This is a genomic window from Thermodesulfobacteriota bacterium, assembly GCA_040757775.1.
GTDB lineage: Bacteria > Desulfobacterota > UBA8473 > UBA8473 > UBA8473 > UBA8473.
In genome coordinates this window covers 45,898-72,106 of the sequence record JBFLWQ010000007.1, presented here as the reverse complement: position 1 = coordinate 72,106, position 26,209 = coordinate 45,898, and the positions used below count along the sequence as shown (strand labels likewise).

The following is a 26,209-nucleotide window of genomic DNA, read 5'->3' as shown; positions in this document are numbered from 1 at the left end:
GATATTTCTCCCTCAATTCGTTATGCAGCCATCAACCGCTCTGCTTTTTGAAGTACGTCCTCTATGGTACCTACCATATAGAATGCCTGCTCCGGAAGATCATCATGCTTTCCTTCTACTATCTCTTTAAAGCCCTTTATAGTATCCTCTAATTTTACATACACCCCTTTTGTACCAGTAAATTCTGCAGCTACAAAGAATGGCTGAGATAGAAACCTCTGAATCTTCCTGGCCCTCGACACTATGAGCTTATCTTCTTCTGAAAGCTCTTCCATTCCAAGGATAGCAATAATATCCTGAAGATTTTTATACCGTTGAAGAATTGATTGAACCTCCCTGGCTACCCTATAATGCTCCTCTCCCAGTATCTGGGGATCAAGGATTCTAGATGTGGAATCAAGGGGATCAACAGCAGGATATATTCCCAGCTCTGCGATCTGCCGAGACAAAACAGATGTCGCATCCAGGTGAGCAAAGGTAGTTGCCGGCGCCGGATCGGTGAGATCGTCTGCAGGAACATATACTGCCTGAACTGAGGTAATCGAGCCGTTCTTCGTTGATGTAATCCTCTCTTCCAGCTCTCCTAAATCGGTTGCCAGAGTAGGTTGATAGCCCACAGCCGATGGCATGCGTCCCAGTAAGGCAGAAACCTCCGAACCTGCCTGTGTAAATCTAAAGATATTGTCTATGAATAGCAGGACGTCCAGTCCTTCTTCGTCTCTGAAGTATTCAGCAGCGGTTAGTGCAGAAAGGCCCACCCTTGCCCTGGCTCCAGGGGTTTCAGTCATTTGGCCATAAATAAGCGCGGTCTTGTCTATAACCTTCGATTCCTTCATCTCCAACCATAGATCGTTACCTTCTCTGGTCCGCTCTCCAACCCCACCAAATACAGAGAAACCACCATGTTCTCTGGCAATGTTGTGAATTAATTCCATGATTATAACGGTTTTCCCAACCCCTGCACCTCCAAATAATCCTACCTTTCCTCCTCGGGGGTATGGCTCTAACAGGTCGATTACTTTAATCCCTGTCTCGAATGGCACAACAGAGGTGTCTTGATCAAGAAGAGAAGGGGCAGGACGATGTATAGGATATCTCTTCTTTTCACCGATAGGCCCCATTTCATCCACAGGCTCCCCGATTACATTTATCACTCTGCCTAAAGTCTCCTTTCCCACAGGCATAGTAATCTGATTACCCCTATACACAGCCTCCATTCCTCTAGTCAAACCATCGGTTGTATCCATGGCGATACACCTTACTGTGTTGTCTCCCACGTGTTGTGCTACCTCTACAATAAGGTTACCTGGTTTATCGCTTATGGCCGGGTTTGTTAGCTCTATTGCACCGTATATAGGGGGAAGACTTTCCTCTCTAAACCTTATATCAACTACCGGACCAATAATCTGTACAACGTTTCCCTTCGTTTCCATCTTCCTCTTTTCCTCCTCCTTATAACTCTAACTTATTTTAATGCTTCCGATCCACCTACAATATCCATCATCTCTTTTGTAATAGTTGCCTGCCTTGCTTTATTGTAGGATAAGGTAAGGCTGTTAATCAATTCGCCGGCATTTTTAGTTGCCGCCTCCATAGCCATCATCCTTGCTGCGTATTCACTTGCCACTGATTCCAACAATGCCTTGAATATCTGAACCTCAATGTATCGTGGAAGTATCTCTTTCAGTATCCTCTCTTCGTCGGGTTCATAGATATAATCTATAACCGATTCCCCTGGTTCTATTTCCATAGGCTTAATTGGTAAAAGGGTTTCTGCGACTACCTCTTGTCTCATAGTGGAGCGAAATTTTGTATAGACCAAACTGATCTCGTCGACTTCTCTGTCCCCGTAGGATTCTACAATGTCCCTTCCAATATTAGAAGCAAGGCTGTATTTTAAATCACCGAGGACATTTGTGTACTCTTGATGTCTATTATATTTTCTCCTTTTAAAGTAATCCCTTCCCTTTATGCCAATCACTACCAGCGATGTCTCTAAAGACCTCTCTTTGTTCTCTTTTATAATACCTTCTGCCTTAGAGAGCACATTATTGTTAAATGCCCCGCAAAGCCCCCGTTCTGCCGTAATTACTATAATTCTAACCCTCTTTGACTCCCTTCTTTCAAGGAGTGGGTGGGCTTCTCCTCGCGTCCTCAGAGCCAAGCTGCTTAATACCTCCCCCATCTTTTCTGCATAGGGTCGGGCTTTTAACGCGCTATCCTGTGCCCGTCTCAATTTGGCTGCAGCAACCATCTGCATAGCCCGAGTTATTGTCTGTGTATTCTTAACACTGCCTATCCTTCTTCTTATATCTCTTAATGTTGCCATATCAACTCAACCTCTCAAGGGGTAAATATTCCTTTAAATTCGGTCAGTGCTTTCATTGTCCTGTCATCAAGCGCACTATCAAGTTCCCTTTTCTCTTTTATCTCTGCCAAAATATCTCCATGCTTTTCATCGAAGAACTTGAAAAGCTGCTCTTCATATTTTCCCAGAACATGCTCGGGATATTCATCAACAACCCCTTTTGTGCCAGCATAAATAATCAGTATCTGTTTTTCCACGGGAATTGGTTTATACTGCCCCTGCTTCAGCAGCTCCGTCAACCTGCTTCCTCTCGCCAACTGGGCTTGTGTCGCCTTATCCAAATCGCTTCCAAATTGAGCAAATGCTGCCAGTTCACGATATTGAGCTAAATCCAGCCTCAAGCTTCCGGCAACCTGCTTCATTGCTTTATTCTGGGCATTCCCACCAACCCTTGAGACGGACAATCCCACGTTAATCGCAGGTCTTATCCCTGCATAAAAGAGATCGGGCTCGAGGTATATCTGACCATCTGTAATAGAAATAACATTCGTCGGAATGTAAGCAGAAACGTCCCCTGCCTGGGTTTCAATAACAGGCAGAGCTGTCAGGGAACCGCTTCCTAATTTTTCATTCATCTTTGCGGCTCTCTCCAGCAACCTTGAGTGTAAATAGAATATGTCTCCAGGATATGCCTCTCTTCCAGGGGGGCGCCTTAAAAGAAGCGACATCTGCCTATAGGCAACTGCGTGTTTTGACAGGTCATCATATATAACCAGGGCGTGTTTCCCGTTATCCCTAAAATACTCTCCCATGGCACAACCTGCATACGGGGCTATAAATTGTAATGGGGCAGGATCGGATGCTGCTGCAGAAACTACAGTTGTATACTCCATGGCTCCAAACTTATCCAATGTGTCGACAACCCTGGCTATGGTTGACTTTTTTTGTCCTATCGCAACATAGATACAAAAGACATCGGTCTCTTTCTGGTTTATAATAGTATCAATTAGCACGGCTGTCTTGCCTGTCTGTCTATCACCAATAATGAGCTCTCTTTGCCCCCTGCCAATGGGTATCATAGAATCAATAGCCTTAAGGCCTGTTTGTAAGGGTTCCTTAACCGGGGTTCTGGAAACAACGCCGGGTGCCTTTGCCTCTACAGACCGGAATTCTTTGGTTTCAATAGACCCTTTGCCGTCCAAAGGCTGACCAATGGCACTCACTACCCTTCCCACAAGTTCTTCACCTACGGGCACCTCTGTTATCCTGTTTGTCCTTTTTACTGTATCTCCCTCTTTAATATGTATGTCCTCCCCAAGTATGGCTACTCCAACATTATCCTCTTCTAGATTTAAAACCATGCCATAGATTTCTCCCGGAAACTCTATTAGTTCCCCTGCCATAGCATTCTCCAAACCATATATTCTGGCAATTCCATCCCCTACCGAGAGCACAGTGCCAGTTTCGCTAACATCTATTTCTCTGTCGTATTCCTTTATCTGTTTTTTGATTATTTCACTTATCTCCTCCGCTCTAATCTGCATTTAACCCTCTTCCCCCCTTACTATTGATTTTTTCACTTTTTCAAGCTGTGTCATAATGCTGCCATCAAAGATAACATTCCCCAATTTCGTTATTACACCACCTATAATGGCTGGATCCTCTTGTATTTCTAACAATACTTCCTTGCCAGAATATCTTTCCAGGGATTCTTTCAGCTTAGAAATCAGATCTTCTGGCATATCTTTTGCTACAATGACTTTAGCCCTAACTCTGCCAACAATCTGGTCAAGTATTTCCCTATACCTCTTTAAGATATGAGGGAGAAACTCTATTCTTTTCTTGTCTATTAGAAGATTCAAAAAGTTCTCAACGTTTTTTGAAACTTCCTGTCGTTTAATAATTTCCTTCAATATCCCTTTTCTGTCTTTAATTGGATATACGGAGCTATATATAACATTTCTTAATTCAATATTTTCATCTAGAGTATTATTTATTTTTGTGAGTTCGGACTCGAATTTTTCACAACTGTCTTCCTCTACTCCAATACTGATTAGGGCTTCCGCATATCGTCTTGTAATGCTAGTGCTTATCAATTTAATTCTACCACCTTTTCTATGTTTTCTATGTATTCTTTTACAATTCTCTCATTATCGTTGTCGTTTTGCTTTTTACTTATCAGGTCGGCTGCCATTTTAACCATTAATTCTGCAAACTCTTTTCTAATCATCAATCTTGCCTTTATTGCTTCCTGCTCTATTGTTTGGACGGCCTGCTTTTTTATCTTCTCTGCCTCTTTTTTTGCATTCTCTATTATCCTCTCTTTTTCGGCCAACCCTTCCTTTCTAAAAAGCTCCGTAATCTTTTCTGCCTCTTTGTCTATATTTTGCAGCTTTTCTTTTAATTCTTCATACTTCTTTTCCGCTTCATTCTTTATTTTCTCTGCTTCTTTTATAGCATTTTCTATACTCATTCTTCTATTTTCAAAAAAGGTCTTTACCCGATTGGCCAGAAGTTTATAAAGAAGTACAACCAAAATTGTAAAGTTCGCAATTTTCCATATTAAACTCCATATCTCTTTATCCATTACTCTATTCTCCTTCCAAAAACCTTTTCTGCTATATCTCGGGAATTTTCTTCCATTCGTTTCTCCAGCTCGCTTTTTACCCGGTCTATATCTCTATATATCCCCCCCTTCTTCTCTTCTATACTGTCTTTTGCCTCTTTTGTAACGGCCTTTAGTATATTTTTTTCTTCCTCTACTCCATCTTTTTTCAAACCATCTCTTATTTCCAGCGCCCTGCGTCTCACATCCTTAAGTCTCTGTTCATACTCCTCTTTTTTCTTTTTAGCCTCTTCTTCTATTTCCTTTCCCTTTTTATTTAAGCCCTCTGTCTTTTCTAACCTTTCATCTAAAATATTAATAACCGGTTTAAAAAGAAATCTGGTTAATATCCACAAAACTGTAAGAAAAACTATAATCTGAATAAATAGTGTATAATTTAAACTTATCAATTTAACTGCCTCCCCTCTATATGTCTCAGTGTCTTTTATCTTTTCTATCATTATTTTCTTGCCATTATCATATTTACATATATACGTCCTATATTTTAACCCCCCAAATCTTTTTATGCCCTCATTGGCATTATTATGCTTATATGGCTACTATCATTCGTTTTTAATACGGCCGGGCTTAAAGCATCTTTTAACTCTATTAATGCGTCATCTCCATCTAAAATATTCAGGGCTTCGATAAAATAACCTGCATTAAAAGCCATCATTAAATCCGGACCTCCATAGTCTAATTCCATTTCCTCATATGCCTCTCCATAATCCGCATTGCTTGCTCTCAATTCTATCTTTCCTGTAGAAATATAAAACTTAACTGGTTTCAATCTTTCTTCAGAAACCAGCGATACCCTTCTTAAGGAATTTATAAATCTGCTTTTGTTAACTACAAACTTTTTGTCGTTATCCTTAGGTATTAACATCCTATAATCAGGGAATTCTCCCTCCAGCAATCTCATTATCATAGATAGCCGGCCTATCTTAAAAACGCAATTATTTTCTTTTATTCCAATATATACCTTTTTATTTTCCTTATCATCTTCTAATATCCTCTTAAGCTCATTGAGTCCCTTTCTCGGAAATATAATTCCTTTGTCTAATCTGAAATCTGCTGTCTCCTCTTCTTCTTTTTCTATCATAGAAAGTCTATGTCCATCTGTTGCAACCATCCTAATTATTCTTTCATCCTTTTCAAAGAACACCCCATTCAGATTGTGCCTTTTTTCATCTAATGAAGCGGCAAATATTGTCTTTTTAATCATCTCCCTAACCTTCTCAATATCTACAGGAAATAAATTAACATCTTCGTATGTCGGCAAAGAAGGAAATTCTTTGGGGTCCATACTAGTAAGATTAAATACAAATTTCCCGCAAACAATCTCTATACTCCCTCCTCCTTGAGAAGATTCTTTTAATTTTAAAGACACCTTTTCTTCTGGCAGTTCCCTAACTATTTCGAGGGTCTTTTTAGCTAACAGCACCATCTTTCCTTCTTTTATTCCCTCAATTTCACAACTACCATATATTCCAATTTCCAGATTTGTTGCAGAGTAATCCACCCTATCTGTTTTCACATCCATCAGAACATTTTCTAATATAGACATTACATTTCTTTTTTCGATAATGCCTTGAGTTTTTAAAAGAACCTTTAATAAATCTTCTCTTTTGATTATGAGTTCCATTTTTAATACCCTATTATTACTACTTTAACTATATAACAGTAATAGTAGTAGTTACTGTGGGTTTGTTAATAAGAAAGCTAACAGCCAGGAATTACATTATTTTTTTTGTTGATAATAAAAGGAAAAAATTATTCGCTGTTGTAGAAATACAATTACTCTATTTTAGCTTTAATAGAATTAACAGCTTCTTTTATTAAGCTATCAGACTCGATCTGTTTACCTATTTTATTTACAGAATAAATTACTGTTGAATGATCTTTTCCTCCAAAAGAGATCCCAATCTCGGGAAAAGAAAGATTGGTGAGTTTTCTTGATAAATACATTGCTATTTGTCTTGGTAGTGTAAATATCTTTAGTTTTTTATTAGAATTTAAATCAGAGACCCTGATCTTAAAAAAGTAAGCAACTGCTTTTTGTATAGCATCAATACTGACTTCTTTGTTCTTGTTTGAAATTATTTCTTTTAAAACCTCCTTTGCAATGTTTAAATTTATTTCACTTTCAGTTAGAGAAGCAAAGGCACCTATTCTTATAAGGGACCCCTCTAGTTCTCTAATGTTAGACTTTATGTTTTCTGCAAGAAAAAAAGCTACATCATCAGGAAGCGGTATATTATTGTAGTACGCCTTATTTTTTAAAATTGCAATCTTTGTCTCTGTTTCTGGTGGTTGTATATCAGCAATAAGCCCCCACTCGAATCTAGAACGAAGCCGTTCTTCTAAATATGGAATTTCTTTTGGAAACTTATCGCTTGTTACAACTATTTGTTTTTGAGATTCATAGAGAGAGTTAAAGGTATGAAAAAACTCTTCCTGCGTTCTTTCTTTCCCTGCTATAAACTGAATGTCGTCAATAAGCAAAACCTCTATGCCCCTAAATTTTTCCCTAAAAGTTGCCATCCTATCATATCGGATAGAATTAATCAACTCATTCATAAAATTTTCTGAACTTACATAGCATATTTGTATAGATTTATTTGTTATAAAATTCCCTATAGCATTTAACAAATGAGTTTTTCCAAGACCGACTCCTCCATAAATAAAAAGAGGATTATACGCCCTTGCTGGATTAGTTGCTACAGCAAGAGAGGCAGCATGAGCAAATTGATTGCTGTTCCCAACCACAAAGTTTTCAAATGAATAGTTTTGGTTTAGCGGATCTCCTATTGACGAGCCGCGCAGGAGGGGGGATATCTTTGTTGCTATAGACTTATTATAATTATGGGGACGAGCCCCCTTTTTTTGCTTAGAGCAAGAAAACTTGAAGATGTATTCTCTATTAGTAAAAGTGAATACAGCATTTTTTATAAGGGGCAGGTAGTTTTCAGAAAACCAATCCTTAAAGAATTTATTTGGTACTTCTATTTCTATGGTTTCCTGATTCATGGAAATTAATTTGATGGGCATAAACCAATTTTCAAAAGTACGGGGATCAACAATTTTTTCTATTGTTTCTAATACGCCCTGCCAAATATCCATAAAAATAAAAACCTATTTTTCCACAGGTTTATCAACACCTGTTAATAGATTTTAAAACACGATATTGGTATAATAAACAAAAGGAATTCATTTATCAAGAATTAATTATTTAAAATTTTACTAAAGGCTTTTTATATAGACGAATTAAAACAAGAATCTTCTTGTACTAATATTGATAAGTATACCAATCCCAAGCAGAAATGATATAGTAGATGACCCTCCATAACTCATAAGAGGTAATGGAACGCCAACAACGGGTATAATACCCACAGACATGCCTATATTAATGAATATCTGCCAGAAGAACATAGAGGCTATGCCAAAGGTCAAAAAGGCACAAAAATCCTCTCTTGAATGAGCAGCTATTCGTAAGCCCCAAAGCACAACAAGTAAATATAGAAACACTACAATAAGAGCCCCGACAAACCCCCATTCTTCTGCAAAAACCGAGAAAACAAAATCAGTATGTTGTTCAGGAAGGAAAAGTAACTGGCTTTGGGTTCCTTTTAAAAATCCCTTTCCCCAAAATGCCCCGGAACCTATAGCAATCTTTGATTGAATTATATGATAGCCAGAACCTAGGGGATCGAGATCCGGATTAATAAAGGTTAATATTCTCATTTTTTGATAATTTTTTAAACAGTGCCAAAACAGAGGAAGCCCTGCTAAAAAAACCGAGGACATTATTAGAATATTTTTTATCTTTATTCCATTGAACAATAAGAGAGATAGAAAGATCAATATAATAATAAGAGCTGTTCCTAAATCTGGTTGAAGAAGAACAAGGATAACCGGTAATGCCAGAATAAGAAAGGGAACAAGAAAACCACGAATTGCCCCCGGGCTATAACCATGATATTTATTAAAGTACTTTGATAGTATAAATATTAGAGCGATTTTAAGAAACTCCGACGGTTGTAGTGAAAAAACCCCAAGTTGAAGCCATCTTCTTGATCCGGCAACACTTTTGCCAAAAGGAATTACCAAGATTAGCAATAAGACAGCCACTACAAACAAAGGATAGGCAGAGCGTTCCAACAAACGGTAATCTACACAGAAAGAGAGAAACATTGCAAAGATTCCCACAAGAATCCAGCATATCTGTTTTAGATAGACAGGCATTCCATCAGGTTCTTTTACGGCAAAAGTTGCACTATAGATGTTAACTACTCCAATAGTAGCAATAAGTATCGTTATAAAAAGAAGAAACCAGTCAAAATTTAAGACTAACCTTCGATCAAATTTCATAAAGAATTTTTTACCTTAAAAAGAGGAATCGTCGTCATTTAGAATTTTAAGGGCTCCTTTTATAATGTCCCCGGCAATTTGTGCAGCCTTATTACCCCCATGCCCTCCATGTTCCAGTAGCACCACAATAGCCATTTTGGGTCTGTCTTTTGGGGCAAAAGCGGCAAACCAGGCATGGTCTCTGTGCTCAAAAGGAACAAATTTTTTTAACTCATCCACCCCCGTTGGCAATCCTACTACTTGGGCGGTTCCTGTCTTTCCCGCAACATTAGCCCCTTCTATTCTGGCCCTCCATCCAGTGCCGAGGCGTTCATTAACCACTCCCCAAAGAGCATCTTTTATTAAATTAATACTGTTGTCAGCAACGTGAATTTTTTTCATCTTTTCGGGAAAGAATTCCTTGATAATGTTTCCTCCCGGGGACCCGATTTTTTTTACTATCTGTGGGCGATACAGTACGCCTCCGTTAGCTATGGAGGATATTAAATTTAAGATTTGAAGGGGTGTAACCAGAACAAAACCCTGTCCAATTGCTGTAGACAAGGTTTCGCTTTCTCGCCAGGGAGATTTTAGAGTTTCTAATTTCCATAAGCGTGTTGGGATCAGCCCCCGTTTTTCGTTTGTGCGAGAAATACTAGTTGGTTTGCCAAGACCAAACAAAGAGGAATAATATGCTATTCTGTCCACTCCCAGTCTTTGTCCCACCTGGTAAAAGTAAACATCACAAGACTCCACCAATGCCCGGTGGAGATTAACCCTCCCGTGTCCTTTCTTTTGCCAGCACCTGTATGGTCGCCTGCCGAATCTGTAGGAGCCGTCACAGTAAAAGATGGTTTCTGGCGTAATAACTTTCTCCTCAAGACCTGCTATGGCGGTAATAATCTTGTATACGGAACCTGGCGGATATTGTCCTTGAATAGCCTTGTTTGCTAACGGATTATAAGGATTAGTTACGAGAGCCTCCCAATCTTTCGAAGAGATTCCTGGAGAGAACATATTTGGATTGAAGGAAGGACTGCTAGCCAATGCAAGAATATCCCCAGTATTTGGGTCCATTACTATAACAGTACCTATCATATCAGAGAGAGCTTTTTCTGCAAGTTTTTGAATGTCTAATTCAACAGTTAAGAATATGTTTTCACCAGGAGTTGGTTCCAGTTCACGTAAAACCCTTACTTTTCTCCCAACAGCGTCAACTTCAACCTGAGCTCCTCCGTTACTTCCCCTTAAAACGGGTTCATAATCATGCTCTATACCGTATTTTCCTATTAAGTCCACCATGTTATATCCAGACGAAACCCTTGTTTTCAATTGAGACTCGCTGATTTTCCCCATGTATCCAATAAGATGAGCTGCTAATTTGCCAAATATGTAAAGACGCTTGGGCTCTATTTCAATTGTTATTCCAGGGAGATCCAGTTTGTTTGTTTCAACAATAGCCACCTCTCTATAATCAAGGTTCGTTTTTACCTTTATAGGCTTAAATGGAGGGTTGCCCTGAGACTCTTTTAACTTCGCCTCAAACAATTCAGCCTTTACGTTTAATAAGCCACTTAGTTCTTTTATTGTCCTTTCTAGGCCATTAACATCCTCGGGTATTATGGATAGATCAAAGGAAGGGTAGTTCTCTACCAGAACCCTACCCTTTCGGTCGAATATAATCCCTCTTGGGGCGGGTATTTTAACAATTCTTATTCGGTTATTTTCAGAAAGGCTTTTAAATTTTTTTCCTTGGAGTATTTGTAGGTGCCATAGTCTAGAGAGGATGATAACAAAGGCAACTATTGCGAACACAATAGAAAAAAACAGCCTTTTTTCGAATTCTTTTTTATTGTCTTTATCATACAGTAACATTGCTGATTGTAGTTATAAGGTGAACCTTTTTTCTCTTCCCTTTGATGGATAAAAGATGGGCAAAATAGAGACTTCAAAGAACATGCTATTCATCGAGGCTCAAACAATAATCCTGTTTTGTTCAATATTAAGAATATCAGCGGGCCGAATATACCAGTTAAGATAGCTTGAATAGGAAGAACCCTTGCGACAAAAATCCATAGATTCTCAACAGAGCTGAATACATACAGGGTTAAAAGCAAGAGGATTCCATCAATAATACTCAGCATTATTATTAGTATTGTTTGAGAAAGGGCACTTTTGAGATAAAGATTTTCACATGCCAGTTTTGTTAGAACGAAAGTTAGAATCCTTAGAAAGGTGAACAACCCTGTTATTCCCCCAGAAAGAGTATCCGTAAGATAGCCCAAGATGGCAGCAAGAAATATACCTCTCACTGGCCCCTGAAATATCCCGAGATAGGCTACCATTATTATAATAAGGTCCGGCTTAACGGGAATATGGGGGGAAAAGTTCAAAATTGTAGTTTGTAAGCTTAAAAAAACTATTCCTAACAATAAGAAGCCAAAAAACCCCCCCATACCTAACCTTTATTATTCCCATTAGGGAATGGAAGAAGGACCCTAGCCCTTAGGCGAAAACTTCATTTTAATCTTTTGCGCCGCAAGGGTTCGAGGATTCCAGGATTCGAGAGTAATAAAGAAAAGAAAACCACTTTGACTTATTTCGTCAATGCGGATTTATCTCCGACTACTATGAAGACCTCTTCAAGTTTAGTAAAGTCTACACTGGGAGTCACCTCAATATATTGGAACAACCCAGAACCTTCCTTTTTTATTTTGCTCACCCTTCCTAGAAGCAGCCCTTTTGGGAATATTCCGCCTAAACCAGAAGATATAATATCATCTCCTATTCTTACATCATCGGCACGAGAGACATACTTTAACTGACATGTCTGATTTACCATTCCTTCAAGGATTCCTTTAGCTCTGGTCCTTTGTACCATAACATCAATAGCGCTGCTGTGATCTGTTGACAACAGAACCTTGGAGACAGACCTGTAAACCCCTATGACACGCCCAACCATTCCCTCCGAGGTTACTACCGCCATCTTTTTTTCAATACCATCCTTGCTGCCCTTATCGAGAATGATGGTTTTAAACCAACTGGAAGGATCCTCACTAATTACCTCTGCAGGAACCATCGGGCTCCTGAACTCATCTTTAAAGAGGAGGAGTTTTCTTAACCGCATGTTGGCAATAGCCGCTTCCCTTAAACGAAGGTTCTCTTCTTTCAAGGCATTAATGGTTTTGCTTAAAGCGGTATTTTCTTTTTTAAGGTTTACAAGGAAGATATAATTGCCCCACAGGGTTTTTACACCCCCTACAGTTGACTGAATTGTCTTTTGAAAAGGTGAAGAGACCTCGAAAATAATCTTTTGAAAAAGATGGGGCTTCTTCCTTTCTTTAATATTTAGGGAGATAAGGAGTATGGAAACTATACAAAGAGAGACAGCGATTACTATTACTCGGTATCTCCTGAAGATAGAAAGCATCGTTCCCCTTATTAAATTTTTTATGCTAAGATCGGATCATTATCTCCTTTAAAAGAGGCAGCTCATCTAAAGCCTTTCCAGCGCCCAGAACTACAGCAGACAGAGGATCATCGGCACGTATTATTGGAAGCCCGGTTTCTTCTTTTAAAAGCATGTCCAAGTTTTTTAATAAAGCACCTCCCCCGATCAAAACAATCCCCTTGTCTACAATATCGGCGGCTAATTCTGGAGGGGTTCTCTCAAGGGCTATTCTGACAGCCTCGATTATGGTATTGATAGGCTCCGCCAGTGAGCTTCTAATCTCTTCGGAATCGATCTGCAAAATTTTAGGGATACCGTCTACTAAATCTCTGCCCTTTACTTCCATGGTCTTTATCTCTTTGTCGGGATAAGCCGTACCTATTGTAACCTTCACTAACTCGGCAGTTCTTTCCCCTATTAAAAGATTGTACTTCCTTTTAACATATTGAACTATGGCATCATCCATCTTATCACCAGCAACGCGGACGGACTGACTGTAAACAATGCCAGACAAAGAAATTACAGCAACTTCGGTGGTCCCCCCTCCTATGTCAACAATCATATTTCCTGCAGGTTCACTAACGGGCAACCCTGCTCCGATCGCAGCTGCCATTGGTTCCTCTATTAGGTAGACCTCTCTGGCACCAGCAGACTCAGCGGTTTCTCTGACAGCGCGTTTTTCAACCTGCGTAATACCAGACGGAACACATATAATGATTCTAGGCCTTACCAGCGCACGGCGGTTATGAATCTTTGTTATAAAGTATCTAAGCATTGCCTCTGTAATCTCAAAGTCAGCGATAACACCATCTTTCATTGGACGAATGGCAACGATGCTTCCGGGGGTTCTCCCCAACATTTTTTTTGCCTCCATCCCTACTGCTAAAACCTTTTTAATACCTTCTGGATAATTACTGCGGACAGCAACCACTGATGGCTCGCTCAAGACAATACCTTTACCTTTGACGTATACAAGGGTATTTGCTGTGCCCAGATCAATAGCCAAATCATTGGAAAACAAACCCAAAATAGAGTCGAAAAGCATCTAATTCTCCCTTCTAATTTTAGGAAATTCAACAATTCTTCTCACAGGAAGAGAAAGAATTAAATCGAATTTAAGGTAAGTTAATAATGGGGTGGGAATATATCAGATAATATGTCTTATATCAAGCGATAAATTAATTTGTTGTATAGGAATTTCCTTTTCACGTATTTGTAGGGGCGGCATTTATGACGCCCGTCATTGCGGGTTCGATAAATCGAACCCCTACAAGTCTGCACCGAAGGAGAGATATGTTCAAATTTGTATCAAAATCTTTTTATTGCAAGAATTTTTAATATGTGTTAAAAAACAGTTGGTCAAACAAAGATTGCCTCCGGGCAGTTTATAAACAGATATTATTTGGAGCAACATGGACTCTTTTGGAGAATATCTCAGGAAAAAGAGAGAATCAAGGTCTGTTTCCCTTGAAGAGATTTCAGCAGCTACGAGGATAAGAAAGGTCTTCCTGGAGGCTATAGAGAGTGATGACACAGACAAGTTGCCTGCGGAAGTTTTTGTCATAGGATTCTTAAAGGCATATGCAAGTTATGTGGGATTGGATAAGGACGAGGTCGTTCTGCAATATAAGAGTTATTTAAATAACCTGAAAAAGGTCAAAGAGATTGCTCCCCCCCCAGAAAAACCCCCTTTGTCCAAACGATTACTTATCATTTCTCCATTAGCAATAATCTTAATTGTTTTTCTGTTTTTTTATCTTTACCTCGACAAAAAAGAGGAGATTAAAACCCGTACAGATGTTATTTCTAAACCATCGCTGGTACCTCCTGTGCCACCTGAAGAAACGATGGTTCAGCTCCCTTTGCCCGAAGAGACAGCGGAGAGGGTGGTAACAGCGGATAAACCGCCGAAAGAACCTGGATCAACTATCTCATTGTCCGATGGGAGAGAACCATTAATATCAGAGAAGAAAAAGGCCGAATCTCAAAAAGAGGGAGAAAAAACCCTCCTGGCAAAAACTTCTGAAACAACCTGGTTAAGGGTTCAAATCGATGATAAACCGCCTTTTGAAGTTATCCTGAAGCCAGGGGAAAAATTAACATGGAATGCCCTTCATACACTCAAATTATTCATCGGGAACGCTGGAGGAATTGATCTTTTCTATAACGGAAAAGCCCTGGGTAAGCTCGGAAATTCAGGGCAAGTAGTGTCTATAACTCTGCCCAATGAGAAGATTAGGTAGTTCACACTGAAAAAACCCTTAGCAAAGAGGAGATTTTATCTTACCTGGTTTTCTAGCTTTTGTGCCTTCTTTTCCACTTCAAATGCCAGTTCTCTTTTATACCTCTTCAACTCGTCTCTAATTTTAGAGTACTTCACACCCAATATCTGAGCAGCGAGGATTGCTGCATTCTTTGCTCCTGCTTTTCCAATAGCCATGGTAGCAACAGGCACACCTCCGGGCATCTGGGCTGTCGAGAGCAGTGCGTCTAAACCCTTTAGAGAAGATGAATCAATAGGGACACCAATTACCGGTAAGACCGTCTCTGCAGCAATTACCCCTGCTAAGTGTGCAGCCCCGCCAGCAGCGGCTATAATCACCTCAACCCCTTTTTTGATAGCAGATTTAGCGTATTTCACCGTCCTCTCTGGAGAACGATGGGCAGAAGAAATGGTCAGCTCATACTCTATGCCCAGATTTTCCAAAACCTTTCTGGCTTCCTCCATAATAGGCAAATCGGAATCACTGCCCAGAACAATGGAAACCAACGGATTTTTCCCCCTCATATCTTCTTTCATCGCACCAGATTTTTTCCTCCTTTTTGCTGCGTTATTTACAATTTAAAGCCTTCCTGCCAATATCCTGCCGATAATACACACCTTCCCAGTGAATATTCTTAACTGCCCTGTAAGCTAAACCAATGGCATCTTTAATCCCATATTCTAACGCAGTTACCCCCAGAACCCTTCCGCCATCTGAAATTATCTTTCCATCTTTTATAACCGTTCCCGCATGAAACACTTCGACACCTGGTATCTTTGATATCTCTTCTAACCCAGTGATGTCAAAGCCTTTTTGATAACTTCCCGGGTACCCCCCAGATGTCATAACCACACAAACAGCAGCCCTCTCATCCCATTCAACCTTTATCTTAGGGAGATTTCCATCTATGGTGGCCTCCAAAACAGGAATTATATCGCTCTTCATCCTCATAAGCAAGGGTTGTGTTTCAGGGTCACCAAATCTGGCGTTGAACTCCAAAACCTTTGCCCAGCCATTCGTAATCATCAATCCTGCATATAAGACCCCTTTATATTTCCTTCCTTCTGAAGCCATACCACTTATGGTCGGTTGAATTATTTCTTTCATTATCTGTTTATGTAAACTCTCTGTTACGATAGGGACAGGGGAGTAAGCTCCCATGCCACCTGTATTTGGTCCCTTATCTTCATCAAATATTGGTTTATGATCCTGGGAAGATGGCAGGGGAATCACATATTTACCATCGGTAAAGACCAGAAAAGATGCCTCTTCACCACTTAAAAAATCCTCAACTACTACCCTTTTGCCTGCCTCACCGAATGCCTTTTTGACTATAATAAGATCTACGGCATCTACAGCCTCTTCAATGGTTTTGGCAGGGATAACCCCCTTTCCCGCTGCCAGTCCATCGGCCTTGATTACAAGAGGGGCCCCTTTTTCTCTTATATAGTCTACTGCTTCGTCTCTAGAGGTGAATGTGCGGTATTCTGCTGTGGGTATCCCGTATTTCTTCATCAGATCCTTGGCAAATGCCTTGCTCTCTTCAATCTCTGCCGATTTTTTACTGGCGCCAAATATCCGGAGGCCTTCTTTCTCAAATTCATCGACTATGCCCATGGTTAAGGGTAACTCCGGACCAACAACAGTAAGTCCGACCTCTTCTTGTTTTGCGAATTTTAAAAGAGAATGAACATCTGTAGCCTGAATGTCAACACACTCTGCAAGCTTGCTTATCCCTCCGTTGCCGGGAGCACAGTATATCTTTGATACTCTGGGACTTTGGTTGATCTTCCAGACCAAAGCGTGTTCCCTGCCTCCGGATCCAACTACCAGTATTTTCATTTCATTTCCTTAGGATTTACTAATGCCTGAAATGCCTCATCATGGTAAATACCATGGCGATATTGTGTTCGTTGGCTGCCTGGATTATCTCTTCATCCCTTATAGAGCCTCCGGGCTGTATAATGGCTGTTACCCCTGCTTCCGCAGCAGCATCTACACCGTCTCGAAAAGGGAACATGGCATCTGAAGCCAAAACAGTTCCCTCTGTGGGTAAAATTGCCTTCATTACAGCTAGCTTGGAAGAATCCACCCTACTCATCTGTCCTGCACCAATCCCAACAACCTGATCCGAGGTGGAATATACGATGGCATTGGATTTGACATGTTTACAGACCTTCCATGCAAAACTCATAGCCTTAAGTTCATCTTCTGCGGGGTTTCTCTTAGTGACTACCTTCAAAGATTTGAAGTCTACCATGCCCAGGTCTCTATCCTGTACCAGAAGCCCCCCCACAACCTTTTTCAGGTCGTATCCTTCCTGAATGTATCCTTCAAGGCTGGGAACAAGGAGAACCCTCAGGTCTTTTTTCTCTTTTAATATTTCCAGTGCATCCTCATCGTATCCTGGTGCTATGATTGCCTCAATAAATGTGGCAGTAATCTCGCCTGCTGTCTTGATATCAACCTTTCGGTTAAGACCGACGATTCCCCCAAAGGCAGATGTAAAGTCACAATCCCTTGCCTTGCAATAGGCATTTACTAAGGATTTTTCAGATGTTGCTACGCCGCAGGGATTGGTGTGCTTAATGATTACAGCCGCTATCTCCTGAAATTCTTTCACTGTCTCTAAGGCAGCATCCAGGTCAATGATATTATTGAAGGAGAGTTCTTTTCCCTGAAGCTGGGAAGCATTGGATACACATGGCTCTTTAATGCTTCTTTCTGTGTAAAACGCAGCCTCTTGATGGGGGTTTTCACCATAGCGCAATCCCTGGCTCTTCCCGAATTGTAAGGTAAGAGTCTCCGGGAACCCATGTCTTTTTTCTTTGTTGTCCAGGCTTCCCAGGTAGTTTGAAATGGCACCGTCGTATCTTGCCGTTAGCTGAAAAACCTTTTTGGCCAACCGGAAATTTGTATCCAACGATACAACCCCGTCATTCTCTTTCATTTCTTTTAACACTCTGTCGTAGTCTGCTGGATCAACTATAACAGTAACATCAGTGTAGTTCTTGGCAGCAGAACGTAGCATGGTAGGCCCCCCAATGTCGATATTCTCAATAGCCTCGGAAAGGGTACATCCCTCTTTAGCTATTGTTTCCTCGAAGGGATAGAGGTTAACTATTACCATGTCAATGGGTTCAATCCCGTGCTCTTTCATCTTGTCCAAATGTTCTTTATTGCTTCTCTGCCCGAGAAGCCCCCCGTGTATCTTTGGGTGAAGGGTTTTAACCCTTCCATCTAACATTTCCGGGAATCCGGTATAATCAGACACAGATATTATGGGCAGTCCATTCCCTTTCAGCAGAGAGGCTGTCCCCCCTGTAGATAGTATTTCGACTCCCATGCCATTTAGCCCCATGGCGAATTGTCCAATCCCTTCTTTGTCTGAGACACTTATCAACGCCCTTTTAATCTTTGGCATATTTTTCAGTCCTTTCATCTGTATTTAGTCCACTCTGAAGAATTCCCTTTTCCGCTCTCCCGCGCAGGTTTTTTGACCCATCCTAGACTTGCTTCAGGCATTTTCAGGAACTCCCCGCCTCTGGCGGGTCAAATCCGCCAAAGGCTGACTTATCTTCCGCTTCGTCAAGATGGGTACCCCAAAAATCCTGCTCATGTTCGCTCCAAAGGAAACTTCTCGTTTTTCAGGGTGAACTATTTAGTCATAAACCCAGCTCTCTCCCAATCTTCTTGAGGCTGGCAAGACCGGCTGATTCTGGGTCTCTTCGCCGGATTCCCATTTTATTAAACGAGGAAGATAAAGGAGCCTGATAGAATTCACACCGTTTTCCTGTTGGTATTCAAAAAGCCCCTTTAACACAGAAAAGCACATTCTATTTTTCTCTTTTTCATATGATAATAGAAAAGATAGCTCAAAAAACTCTTTTGAATCCATCTTTTTGTGTCTGTAAAGCCCCCAGAAGAATTTTGATTCCATATTACCCTCGGCATCTCCCTTATATTGGTAAAGCCTGAAAAGTGGTGCCCAGTTTCTTTCAAATCCCTCATCCTCTAAGGGGATAATCTCCGGGAAGGAGAATTTAACAGAGCCATCTTGTTTTCTATTATAATAGAATATAGGCCATATTCTTACGGATTTTGCGTCCTTAAGATTCCCTTTCCATACCATTCTTTGATATTTATTGATTAACAGGAATCTATAAGTTGTGTCCTCGTGGTCTTCAAGAATTTCTTTGTCATATGTGTATAATGGCCATAGAAAGAAACGGGTCTTTGAATCAGGTCTTGTCTTGTATCCATAAAGGGGAAACAATCTAAAGCTTTTAATTTCTTTTCCTTTGCTGTAATGGAAGATTGGCCAGGGCATATCCCATTGTTTATAATTATTCGCTTTGTCATTGGTATAGTTGAAAAAAGGCCAAAGAAATGTCCTTGAGTCCTTTTGTGGTGAGCTGGTATCTGCAAACAGCGGGAAAACTGCCGTAAACCTTTGGGGGTTGTCAGTATCCATGTCAGTTTTTTGAAAGAAGAATATAGGCCATAATGCGAAATTCTTTGAATATTCACCCGTTTTTTCTTCATGTCCGTAAAGAGGCCATACTCTAAACCCCCTTTTGCCTTCCCCTGTGGTATAAGAAAAGATTGGCCAAAGGACGTTATATGTCCATGAATCGTCCTCTTTAGAATCAGAATACACAGGCCAGAGAACGAAGCGGATCTGATCCTTTCCAAACCTGTGGTTTAGCCGTCCGTATATAGGGAAAACCCCCCAATAGCTCTTATCTTCCTCATCTTTTCCCCAGAAGACAGGGAAGAACCCGAAATCAGAGGGCTTCTTGGAGTCTTCGGTTAGATCCTTGTGAGAAGAAAAAAAGGGAACAAACTGAGAAACCCTTTCTTTGTCTGTTTTTCTGTACCTGCCAAGCGGGTATAGGAACTCTACCTCCTTAAAATGGTCATCTTCGTTTTTCCTCACATAAAAAAAGGGCCTAAACCCGTATTCTTTTTCCTTCGGTTTAGACTGAAAGGTAAAAAGGGGACCAAGAGCATCCAATTCAGATGCTTCTGTCTCTGTGTCCCTGTCATAATTGAATAAAGGTTCCATATTCAATCTGCGGTTGTTTGTAAGAGAAGTGGCACATCCGGAGGCAAGAATCAAGAGAAAAAGGGTAATTATAAAGACAATAGTTCTCTTCATCCTGTCTCCTTAAGTATCTTCTCCTATTTCAAAACAGTACCTAAAACAGTCCCCAACACAGTTATAGGAGTTTGCTCCTGTAACCCTCCGGCAGCCTTATTAACCTTCTTTAGGGCACTCTTTGTCTCAGTATAAAGGGTCTCGTCAGTAGTCAATTTGCCCAGGGTTCCCTCCCCCTTTTCAACCTTTTTGGCTATATTGTTAAGGCTTGTCATGGCACCTTTGGACTGGTCATATAGAGTTTTATCCGCCACCAGTTTACCCAGAGTTCCCTCCCCCTTTTCAATCTTTTTGACTATATTGTTAAGGCTTGCCATGGCACCTTTGGACTGGTCATATAGAGTTTTATCCGCCACCAGTTTACCCAGGGTTCCCTCCCCATTGTCGATCTTCTTTGCGACCCTGTCTATAGTGTTAAAGGCATCTCCAGCCTTGGCAGATACCCCGACCAGGTTACCGCTGAGTTTTTCAAAATTATTCATAATAGTACTAAATTTTTCTCTATTTTGCTTCACTGTTATATTCAACTCATTGGTTACCTCTTTAATATTTTCAAAGGTCTTTCTCAAGGTCTGTTCGCCTTCTTGCCCCCCTAATACCCTGTTTAATGAGGCAGTTACTCCTTTAATATCTGTGGCAACAGAGTTTACTTGAGCAAATATCTGATCCATGTCTACCTGAGATGCCCCCTGCCTGATTTCAGCATTTTGCCGGGCAAATACATCTTTAGACGAACCTGGTTGAATCTCGATATACTTTTCGCCTAAGAGTCCCTCTGATTTCACATAAACCAGAGAATCAACGGGCAGGGTTACCTGAAAGGGGAGACGTAAGGTCACCTTTGCCTTTCCAGCATCGAGGGCAATGTTTTCTACCCTGCCTACTTCAACGCCTGCAATCCTGACAGGTGAATTCTTAACCAACCCTGAGGCAGAGTCCAGCTTTGTATACACTCTATATCCCACCGCCCTGCCAATCCTTATCTTCTCTATATTTACAGTCATGTAGGCAAGGACAAGTATTCCCAGTACCACGAACACACCTACCTTTATTTCAGTGGACATCTTCTTCATAACAAACCCTCCTATTCTTTACTCCCCTCTGGTTATTGGTCCTTCTGACTTTCCTTGAATAAACTGCTGCACTATCTCGTTCTTTGAGTTTCTTATTTCACCAGGGGTACCTATTTCTATGATCTTGCCCTTATAGAGCATTGCGATCCTGTCACCTATTTTGTAAGCACTTACCATATCATGGGTGATGGCTATAGATGTAACCTTCAGCTTCTCCCTCAACTGGATAATCAGTTCATTGATTACATCGGCCATTATAGGGTCTAACCCGGTAGTCGGTTCGTCGTAGAGGAGGATTTCGGGCTCCATTGCTATTGCCCTGGCTAAACTAACCCTCTTTTTCATTCCGCCACTGAGCTCAGAGGGCATTAGCTCCTCAATACCATTTAATCCAACCAGGTTAAGCTTTTCGGCAACTATACCCCGTATCTCATCATCCTTAAGGTTGGTATGCTGTTTTAACCCAAAACCCACATTCTCCCATACCGGCATTGAGTCAAATAGGGCACCGAACTGAAAGAGCATACCAAACTTCTTCCTCATTTCATTGAGCTTCGCCTCATTGAAGGAAGATGTATCTTCGCCATCCACAACTATGGTCCCTTTATCGGGTTTGATTAGACCAATTATACATTTGATCAACACACTCTTTCCCGTACCACTTCCGCCGATTACTACAATATCCTCACCGCGCTTCACTTCCAGATTTAATCCCTGAAGCACGTGGTTCTTCCCAAAGGATTTGTAGAGGTTTCTAACCACAATCATATTGTCTGGCTTAGAGCCCTGTTGGTCTTCTTTTGACATTTCAGCCTGCTTACTAGCTCCTTTCAGAAGAGCTTTGAAAATCTACTCAAATAACAAGATTCCTCATCCGCCAGAGGCGGATTCGGAATGACAAGCGAGGGAGCCGAAATGACATAGCAGAAGTTTTTCAAAGCTCTCATTTCAGGTTTGACTTACTCCCTATTTTCAGAACATCAGGGCAGTAATGAAGTAGTTGGATATCAGGATTATTAAGGAGGAAAGCACCACCGCCCTGGTTGTGGCTTTACCAACCCCCTCAGCCCCGCCCCGGGTATAAAAACCTTGATAGCAACTTATAGTAGCGATTATTATTCCAAAGACACAGGCCTTTAACAAACCGGTGTATATATCATCCAGTTCCATATAGTCCCATGTCCTTTTTATGTAGATTGTAGAATTGGTACCCAGCATAACTACACTGACGAGATAACCCCCTAAAATCCCAATTATATCAGATAAGATAACCAATAAAGGCATTACAAAGAGAGCGGCTAAGAATCTGGGGACTATGAGAAACTTGATGGGATTGGTCGCGAGAGTGTAAAGGGCATCAATCTGTTCTGTAACCTGCATAGTACCAAGTTCGGCAGCCATAGCTGCCCCAACTCTACCCGAGACCATTAAGCCAGAAAGCACAGGTCCAAGTTCTCTAACCATTGACAGAGCAACTACTGTACCTACGAATGCCTCGGCATTGAACCTTCGAAATCCTGTATAACTCTGCAGAGCCAAGACCATTCCAGTAAAGATTGACATTATAAGCACCACCGGAATGGAATTAACCCCCACTTCTTCCATCTGTTGCAGAATGTTTTTGGGGTTTAGAGGTGGGCGAAATGTCCACATGAGTGTCTTTATGAAGAGAAGCATTATTCTTCCGCCCTCTTCAATAAAGTGTATTACCATAGAACCCAAAAAATCAAAGAACTTAAACATAAGTTTTCTTCCCGATAATCTTTCTGCCTTTTATATAAATCCTGGGGACACGCTTGCTTACCCCACAAAAGACCTCATAAGAGATAGTCCCCATCTTTTCAGCTATCTCATCAGCAGAAATTTCATGATTTCCCTGTCTCCCCATCAAGACTGCCTCATCCCCCACGTTTACGTTTTGGATATTAGTCACATCGACCATTGTTATATCCATACACACAGTTCCAACCACCAGCGCCTTTTCCCCTCCAATCAATGCTGTCCCTCTGTTGGACAAGAGCCTGCTATAACCATCTGCATAGCCGACAGGTAAAGTAGCTATAACCGAATCCCGTTGAGTCACAAAAGTCCTTTTATAGCTGATACTATATCCCGGAGGGATATTCTTTATTTGCATGATCTCTGTCTTTAAGCTCATAACAGGTTTCAATTGGATCTTTTCGGCAAACCTGGAAGAAGGGTGTGCCCCGTAGAGCATTAAACCAGGTCGCAATACGTTGCAAAAGGAAGGCGGCAAATCGACACTCGCGGCACTGTTGGCGATGTGCCTTAAAGGAGGATAGAAACCGAGCATATCTATTTCTCTGATGCATTCTTCAAATCTCTGAAGTTGTAAAGAGATAAAATCTCGATCTTCCGGGCTATCTCCATCGGCAGTCGATAAATGAGATAGTACCCCTTCAACCTCTAGATTTGGCATGTCCTTTAATTTAGTAAAAAATGGCGTTATGTCTTTGGGTAAAATCCCAACCCTTCCCATGCCAGTATCAATCTTCACATGAACCTTAACCCGTTTATTTACCCTTTTACCTTCATCAGACAATCTTTGGGCAGTATTTGAATCGAAGATAACCGGAGTGAGATTGTATTTAACGGTTTCCTTAACCTGCCCTTTGAAGACGCCGTTCAGTATAACAATCGGTTTCTTTATCCCTGCCTTTCTCAAGGATATACCCTCTTCACATATAGCCACACCAAGCAGGTCTACCCCTAGCATCTGGAGCTCTTTCGATATAAATGTGGCGCCATGTCCATATCCATCTGCCTTAACCACAGCCAGCATCTTCGTCTCTTTGCCAACTTTTTTCCGTAGTTGTTCATAGTTGAACTTTATGGCATCAAGATCGATTTCGGCAATTGTAGGGCGATGAGACATCAACTTTCTTCCTTATTAATTGTTATTCTGGCTTTAACCACCTGCCAGCAGCAAGTAATGGCGTAAAAATATCTGATTAATCGGTTTGTGTCAAGGTGTTTTCCCCTTACTTGATCTTAAAAGGGGGGCTTTAAAGCCCCCCTGTCTTCTCAGATAACGTATTCCTCTCCAGGCTCAAGGACTATTAACTCAACAGCAGGTGCTTCCTTCTTTGCGAGATCAACGAACCTGCTGGCATCTTGCTCCAGGATAGGAAAGGTCTTGTAATGCATAGGTATCACTCTTCTGGGTCTTAGGAGTTTCAAGGCAGCAGCAGCCTGAATAGGATCCATGGTGAAGCAGCTGCCTATAGGAAGCAGGGCTATATCAATAGTATAGATATCTCCCAGAGTCTTCATGCTTGCAAAGATACCGGTATCTCCTGCGTGGTAAATGGTAAGCCCGTTTTCCAATTTAATGATGTACCCACATGGGGAACCAGTTTCAGATGAATGAAATGCTTGGGTCATGGTAACGGAGATGCCGTCTATAGTCGCACTCCCGCCTATATTCATTCCAAAGCCACCAAATATTACATTCCCCTCGGGTAAAGAAAGCCCTGTTTTTAGCCTTCCAACCGTCTCAGGCTGCCCTATCACTACCCCGCCGGTTTTTTTAGAGATGTCTGCCGCATTTCCACAGTGGTCAAAATGGTCATGGGTAACCAGAATAAGATCAGCCCTGGTTATATCATCGAGCTTGACAGGGCACAATGGATTACCGTCTACCCATGGATCTATTAAGATTACTTTGCCCCTGGATGTTGTGATGGAAAAAAAAGCATGACTCAACCATTTAATAATAGTATTTGCCATTTTTGTCCCTCCTTGTTAATTTTATTAAATAATCCTTCTATATCAACCAGATACTTTTAGGCGACACTCCCTTTCAATTTATACTCTCCAACCATAGTAAGCTATCCTTATCCAAAACCAATTCCATCGACCTTTACCCCACAATCCGGACAGAGACCATCCTTAACTCTGTTCTGTAATATCTGGTATCCATATCTTTGTATCAGCAATTTCTTGCAGTTATAACAATAGGTATTTTCCCCTTCATCTCCAGGAATGTTACCACAATAGACATACCTTAAGCCAACCTCCATGCCTATCTCCCTTGCCCTGTGAAGCATTTTTGCAGATGTTCTTGGTCGGTCAAGCAACCTATAGGTAGGATGGAAGGCACTTACATGCCAGGGTATGTCTTCCCCTACTTCCCTGATAAATTCTGCAATACCCTTAAGCTCCTCTTCACCGTCGTTCAATGTGGGTATTATCAGGGTGGTAATCTCGATCCAAACCCTCATCTCCTTCAACGTCCTTATGGAATCGAGCACAGAGTTCAGTTTGGCACCACAAATCTCTTTATAGAAATCATCAGAAAATGCCTTAAGGTCCACATTCGCTGCATCCAGATATGGTCTTATAGTATGAAGCGCCTCTTTGGTCATATAACCATTGGTAACAAACACATTTTTTATCCCCTGTTTATGAGCCAACTCAGCAGTATCGTAAGCGTATTCAAAGAATATGGTGGGTTCTGTATAAGTATATGAGATGCTTTTACATTTGTGTTGTAAGGCTTCAGAGACGATCTCTTTGGGCAAAAAATCTCTGCCAAGAATTCGGTCCTGATCTATGGGCATCTGGGAAATATCCGAATTCTGACAGTGTAGACACTTGAAATTACATCCTGCGGTGGCTACTGAGAAGGATTTCGAGCCGGGAAAGAGATGAAAGATAGGCTTCTTTTCTATAGGGTCTATGTTTCTTGAAATAGCCTTATTGTAGACAAGAGAATAGAGAATCCCTTCCCTGTTCTCCCGCACACCACATACCCCCCTCTTTAAGGGAGCAATGGCGCATCTATGATTGCACAGGTTGCACTTAACCTTTCCGTCTCTTAATTTATCATACAACATCGCTTCTTTCATTTGAAAATACACCTATTCCTGTCATTACGAGCCCGCCACAGGCAGGCAAAGCAATCCCATCCTTTTTAACAGCACACTTAAGTGTGCTGCTGAAGGGGTCGCTCGCGGGTTTCATTGATTCTTCCC

At 41.1% G+C, this 26,209-nt stretch carries 25 protein-coding genes; 1 reads left to right on the top strand and 24 read right to left on the bottom strand.

All coding sequences use genetic code 11. The features are described from left to right. Positions 1 to 20: 20 nt before the first annotated feature. From atpD to AB1401_06290, 13 genes are all read right to left on the bottom strand, one after another. The gene (gene atpD, locus AB1401_06350; protein ID MEW6615072.1) at positions 21 to 1,433 is read right to left on the bottom strand and encodes a F0F1 ATP synthase subunit beta; all 1,413 of its coding nucleotides are present in this window, start codon (positions 1,431 to 1,433) and stop codon (positions 21 to 23) included. 32 nt (positions 1,434 to 1,465) lie between these two features. Next, positions 1,466 to 2,329, bottom strand: a complete 864-nt coding sequence (atpG, locus tag AB1401_06345; protein ID MEW6615071.1) for an ATP synthase F1 subunit gamma — start codon at positions 2,327 to 2,329, stop codon at positions 1,466 to 1,468. 14 nt (positions 2,330 to 2,343) lie between these two features. Continuing rightward, positions 2,344 to 3,852, bottom strand: a complete 1,509-nt coding sequence (atpA, locus tag AB1401_06340; protein ID MEW6615070.1) for a F0F1 ATP synthase subunit alpha — start codon at positions 3,850 to 3,852, stop codon at positions 2,344 to 2,346. Then, positions 3,853 to 4,404, bottom strand: a complete 552-nt coding sequence (gene atpH, locus AB1401_06335; protein MEW6615069.1) for an ATP synthase F1 subunit delta — start codon at positions 4,402 to 4,404, stop codon at positions 3,853 to 3,855. It lies immediately after the preceding gene. Then, positions 4,401 to 4,895, bottom strand: coding sequence for an ATP synthase F0 subunit B (locus tag AB1401_06330; protein MEW6615068.1), 495 nt, complete (start codon positions 4,893 to 4,895; stop codon positions 4,401 to 4,403). Before AB1401_06330 ends, atpH begins: the two co-directional genes overlap by 4 nt. Beyond that, a complete protein-coding gene (locus tag AB1401_06325; protein ID MEW6615067.1) occupies positions 4,895 to 5,374 on the bottom strand; it encodes an ATP synthase F0 subunit B in 480 nt (159 codons plus the stop codon). The genes AB1401_06330 and AB1401_06325 overlap by 1 nt, the downstream gene beginning before the upstream one ends. Positions 5,375 to 5,436: 62 nt before the next feature. Continuing rightward, the gene (dnaN, locus tag AB1401_06320; protein MEW6615066.1) at positions 5,437 to 6,558 is read right to left on the bottom strand and encodes a DNA polymerase III subunit beta; all 1,122 of its coding nucleotides are present in this window, start codon (positions 6,556 to 6,558) and stop codon (positions 5,437 to 5,439) included. A 152-nt stretch (positions 6,559 to 6,710) separates the two neighbouring features. Beyond that, entirely contained in the window at positions 6,711 to 8,036 is a 1,326-nt protein-coding gene (dnaA, locus tag AB1401_06315; GenBank protein ID MEW6615065.1) for a chromosomal replication initiator protein DnaA, read from the bottom strand. Positions 8,037 to 8,180: 144 nt separating this feature from the next. Next, the gene (gene rodA / locus AB1401_06310; GenBank protein MEW6615064.1) at positions 8,181 to 9,284 is read right to left on the bottom strand and encodes a rod shape-determining protein RodA; all 1,104 of its coding nucleotides are present in this window, start codon (positions 9,282 to 9,284) and stop codon (positions 8,181 to 8,183) included. Between the two features lie 15 nt (positions 9,285 to 9,299). After that, on the bottom strand, positions 9,300 to 11,138 hold the full coding sequence (mrdA, locus tag AB1401_06305; protein MEW6615063.1) for a penicillin-binding protein 2: 1,839 nt from the start codon (positions 11,136 to 11,138) through the stop codon (positions 9,300 to 9,302). Positions 11,139 to 11,227: 89 nt separating this feature from the next. Next, on the bottom strand, positions 11,228 to 11,719 hold the full coding sequence (gene mreD / locus AB1401_06300; GenBank protein MEW6615062.1) for a rod shape-determining protein MreD: 492 nt from the start codon (positions 11,717 to 11,719) through the stop codon (positions 11,228 to 11,230). Positions 11,720 to 11,859: 140 nt separating this feature from the next. Continuing rightward, the gene (gene mreC / locus AB1401_06295; protein ID MEW6615061.1) at positions 11,860 to 12,693 is read right to left on the bottom strand and encodes a rod shape-determining protein MreC; all 834 of its coding nucleotides are present in this window, start codon (positions 12,691 to 12,693) and stop codon (positions 11,860 to 11,862) included. Between the two features lie 25 nt (positions 12,694 to 12,718). Next, the gene (locus AB1401_06290) at positions 12,719 to 13,759 is read right to left on the bottom strand and encodes a rod shape-determining protein (protein MEW6615060.1); all 1,041 of its coding nucleotides are present in this window, start codon (positions 13,757 to 13,759) and stop codon (positions 12,719 to 12,721) included. 367 nt (positions 13,760 to 14,126) lie between these two features. Here AB1401_06290 and AB1401_06285 point away from each other — a divergent pair, with 367 nt between their 5' ends. Further along, positions 14,127 to 14,957 carry a RodZ domain-containing protein gene (locus AB1401_06285; GenBank protein ID MEW6615059.1) on the top strand — a complete coding sequence of 277 codons (831 nt, stop codon included), beginning with the start codon at positions 14,127 to 14,129 and terminating at the stop codon, positions 14,955 to 14,957. 35 nt (positions 14,958 to 14,992) lie between these two features. On the opposite strand, the gene purE is transcribed toward AB1401_06285, so the two are convergent. The 11 genes from purE to AB1401_06230 form a co-directional block, all read right to left on the bottom strand. Next, positions 14,993 to 15,514, bottom strand: coding sequence for a 5-(carboxyamino)imidazole ribonucleotide mutase (gene purE, locus AB1401_06280; protein MEW6615058.1), 522 nt, complete (start codon positions 15,512 to 15,514; stop codon positions 14,993 to 14,995). A gap of 31 nt (positions 15,515 to 15,545) precedes the next feature. Next, positions 15,546 to 16,820 (bottom strand): phosphoribosylamine--glycine ligase, encoded by a 1,275-nt coding sequence (gene purD, locus AB1401_06275; GenBank protein MEW6615057.1) that lies wholly within the window; start codon positions 16,818 to 16,820, stop codon positions 15,546 to 15,548. A 19-nt stretch (positions 16,821 to 16,839) separates the two neighbouring features. After that, a complete protein-coding gene (gene purH / locus AB1401_06270) occupies positions 16,840 to 18,402 on the bottom strand; it encodes a bifunctional phosphoribosylaminoimidazolecarboxamide formyltransferase/IMP cyclohydrolase (protein MEW6615056.1) in 1,563 nt (520 codons plus the stop codon). 237 nt (positions 18,403 to 18,639) lie between these two features. Continuing rightward, the gene (locus tag AB1401_06265) at positions 18,640 to 20,139 is read right to left on the bottom strand and encodes a hypothetical protein (protein ID MEW6615055.1); all 1,500 of its coding nucleotides are present in this window, start codon (positions 20,137 to 20,139) and stop codon (positions 18,640 to 18,642) included. Positions 20,140 to 20,162: 23 nt separating this feature from the next. Beyond that, positions 20,163 to 21,212, bottom strand: a complete 1,050-nt coding sequence (locus AB1401_06260) for an MlaD family protein (protein ID MEW6615054.1) — start codon at positions 21,210 to 21,212, stop codon at positions 20,163 to 20,165. Between the two features lie 18 nt (positions 21,213 to 21,230). Continuing rightward, positions 21,231 to 21,980: an ABC transporter ATP-binding protein gene (locus AB1401_06255; protein MEW6615053.1), complete on the bottom strand. Its 750-nt coding sequence runs from the start codon at positions 21,978 to 21,980 to the stop codon at positions 21,231 to 21,233. Positions 21,981 to 22,184: 204 nt separating this feature from the next. After that, complete coding sequence (locus AB1401_06250; protein MEW6615052.1) at positions 22,185 to 22,955, bottom strand: ABC transporter permease; 771 nt, start codon at positions 22,953 to 22,955, stop codon at positions 22,185 to 22,187. Further along, positions 22,948 to 24,108, bottom strand: a complete 1,161-nt coding sequence (gene alr / locus AB1401_06245; protein ID MEW6615051.1) for an alanine racemase — start codon at positions 24,106 to 24,108, stop codon at positions 22,948 to 22,950. The genes AB1401_06250 and alr overlap by 8 nt, the downstream gene beginning before the upstream one ends. 149 nt (positions 24,109 to 24,257) lie before the next feature. Continuing rightward, the gene (locus AB1401_06240; protein MEW6615050.1) at positions 24,258 to 24,962 is read right to left on the bottom strand and encodes a metal-dependent hydrolase; all 705 of its coding nucleotides are present in this window, start codon (positions 24,960 to 24,962) and stop codon (positions 24,258 to 24,260) included. Between the two features lie 107 nt (positions 24,963 to 25,069). Further along, complete coding sequence (gene amrS / locus AB1401_06235) at positions 25,070 to 26,083, bottom strand: AmmeMemoRadiSam system radical SAM enzyme (protein ID MEW6615049.1); 1,014 nt, start codon at positions 26,081 to 26,083, stop codon at positions 25,070 to 25,072. Beyond that, positions 26,061 to 26,198 carry a hypothetical protein gene (locus AB1401_06230; GenBank protein MEW6615048.1) on the bottom strand — a complete coding sequence of 46 codons (138 nt, stop codon included), beginning with the start codon at positions 26,196 to 26,198 and terminating at the stop codon, positions 26,061 to 26,063. Before AB1401_06230 ends, amrS begins: the two co-directional genes overlap by 23 nt. Positions 26,199 to 26,209 lie beyond the last annotated feature (11 nt).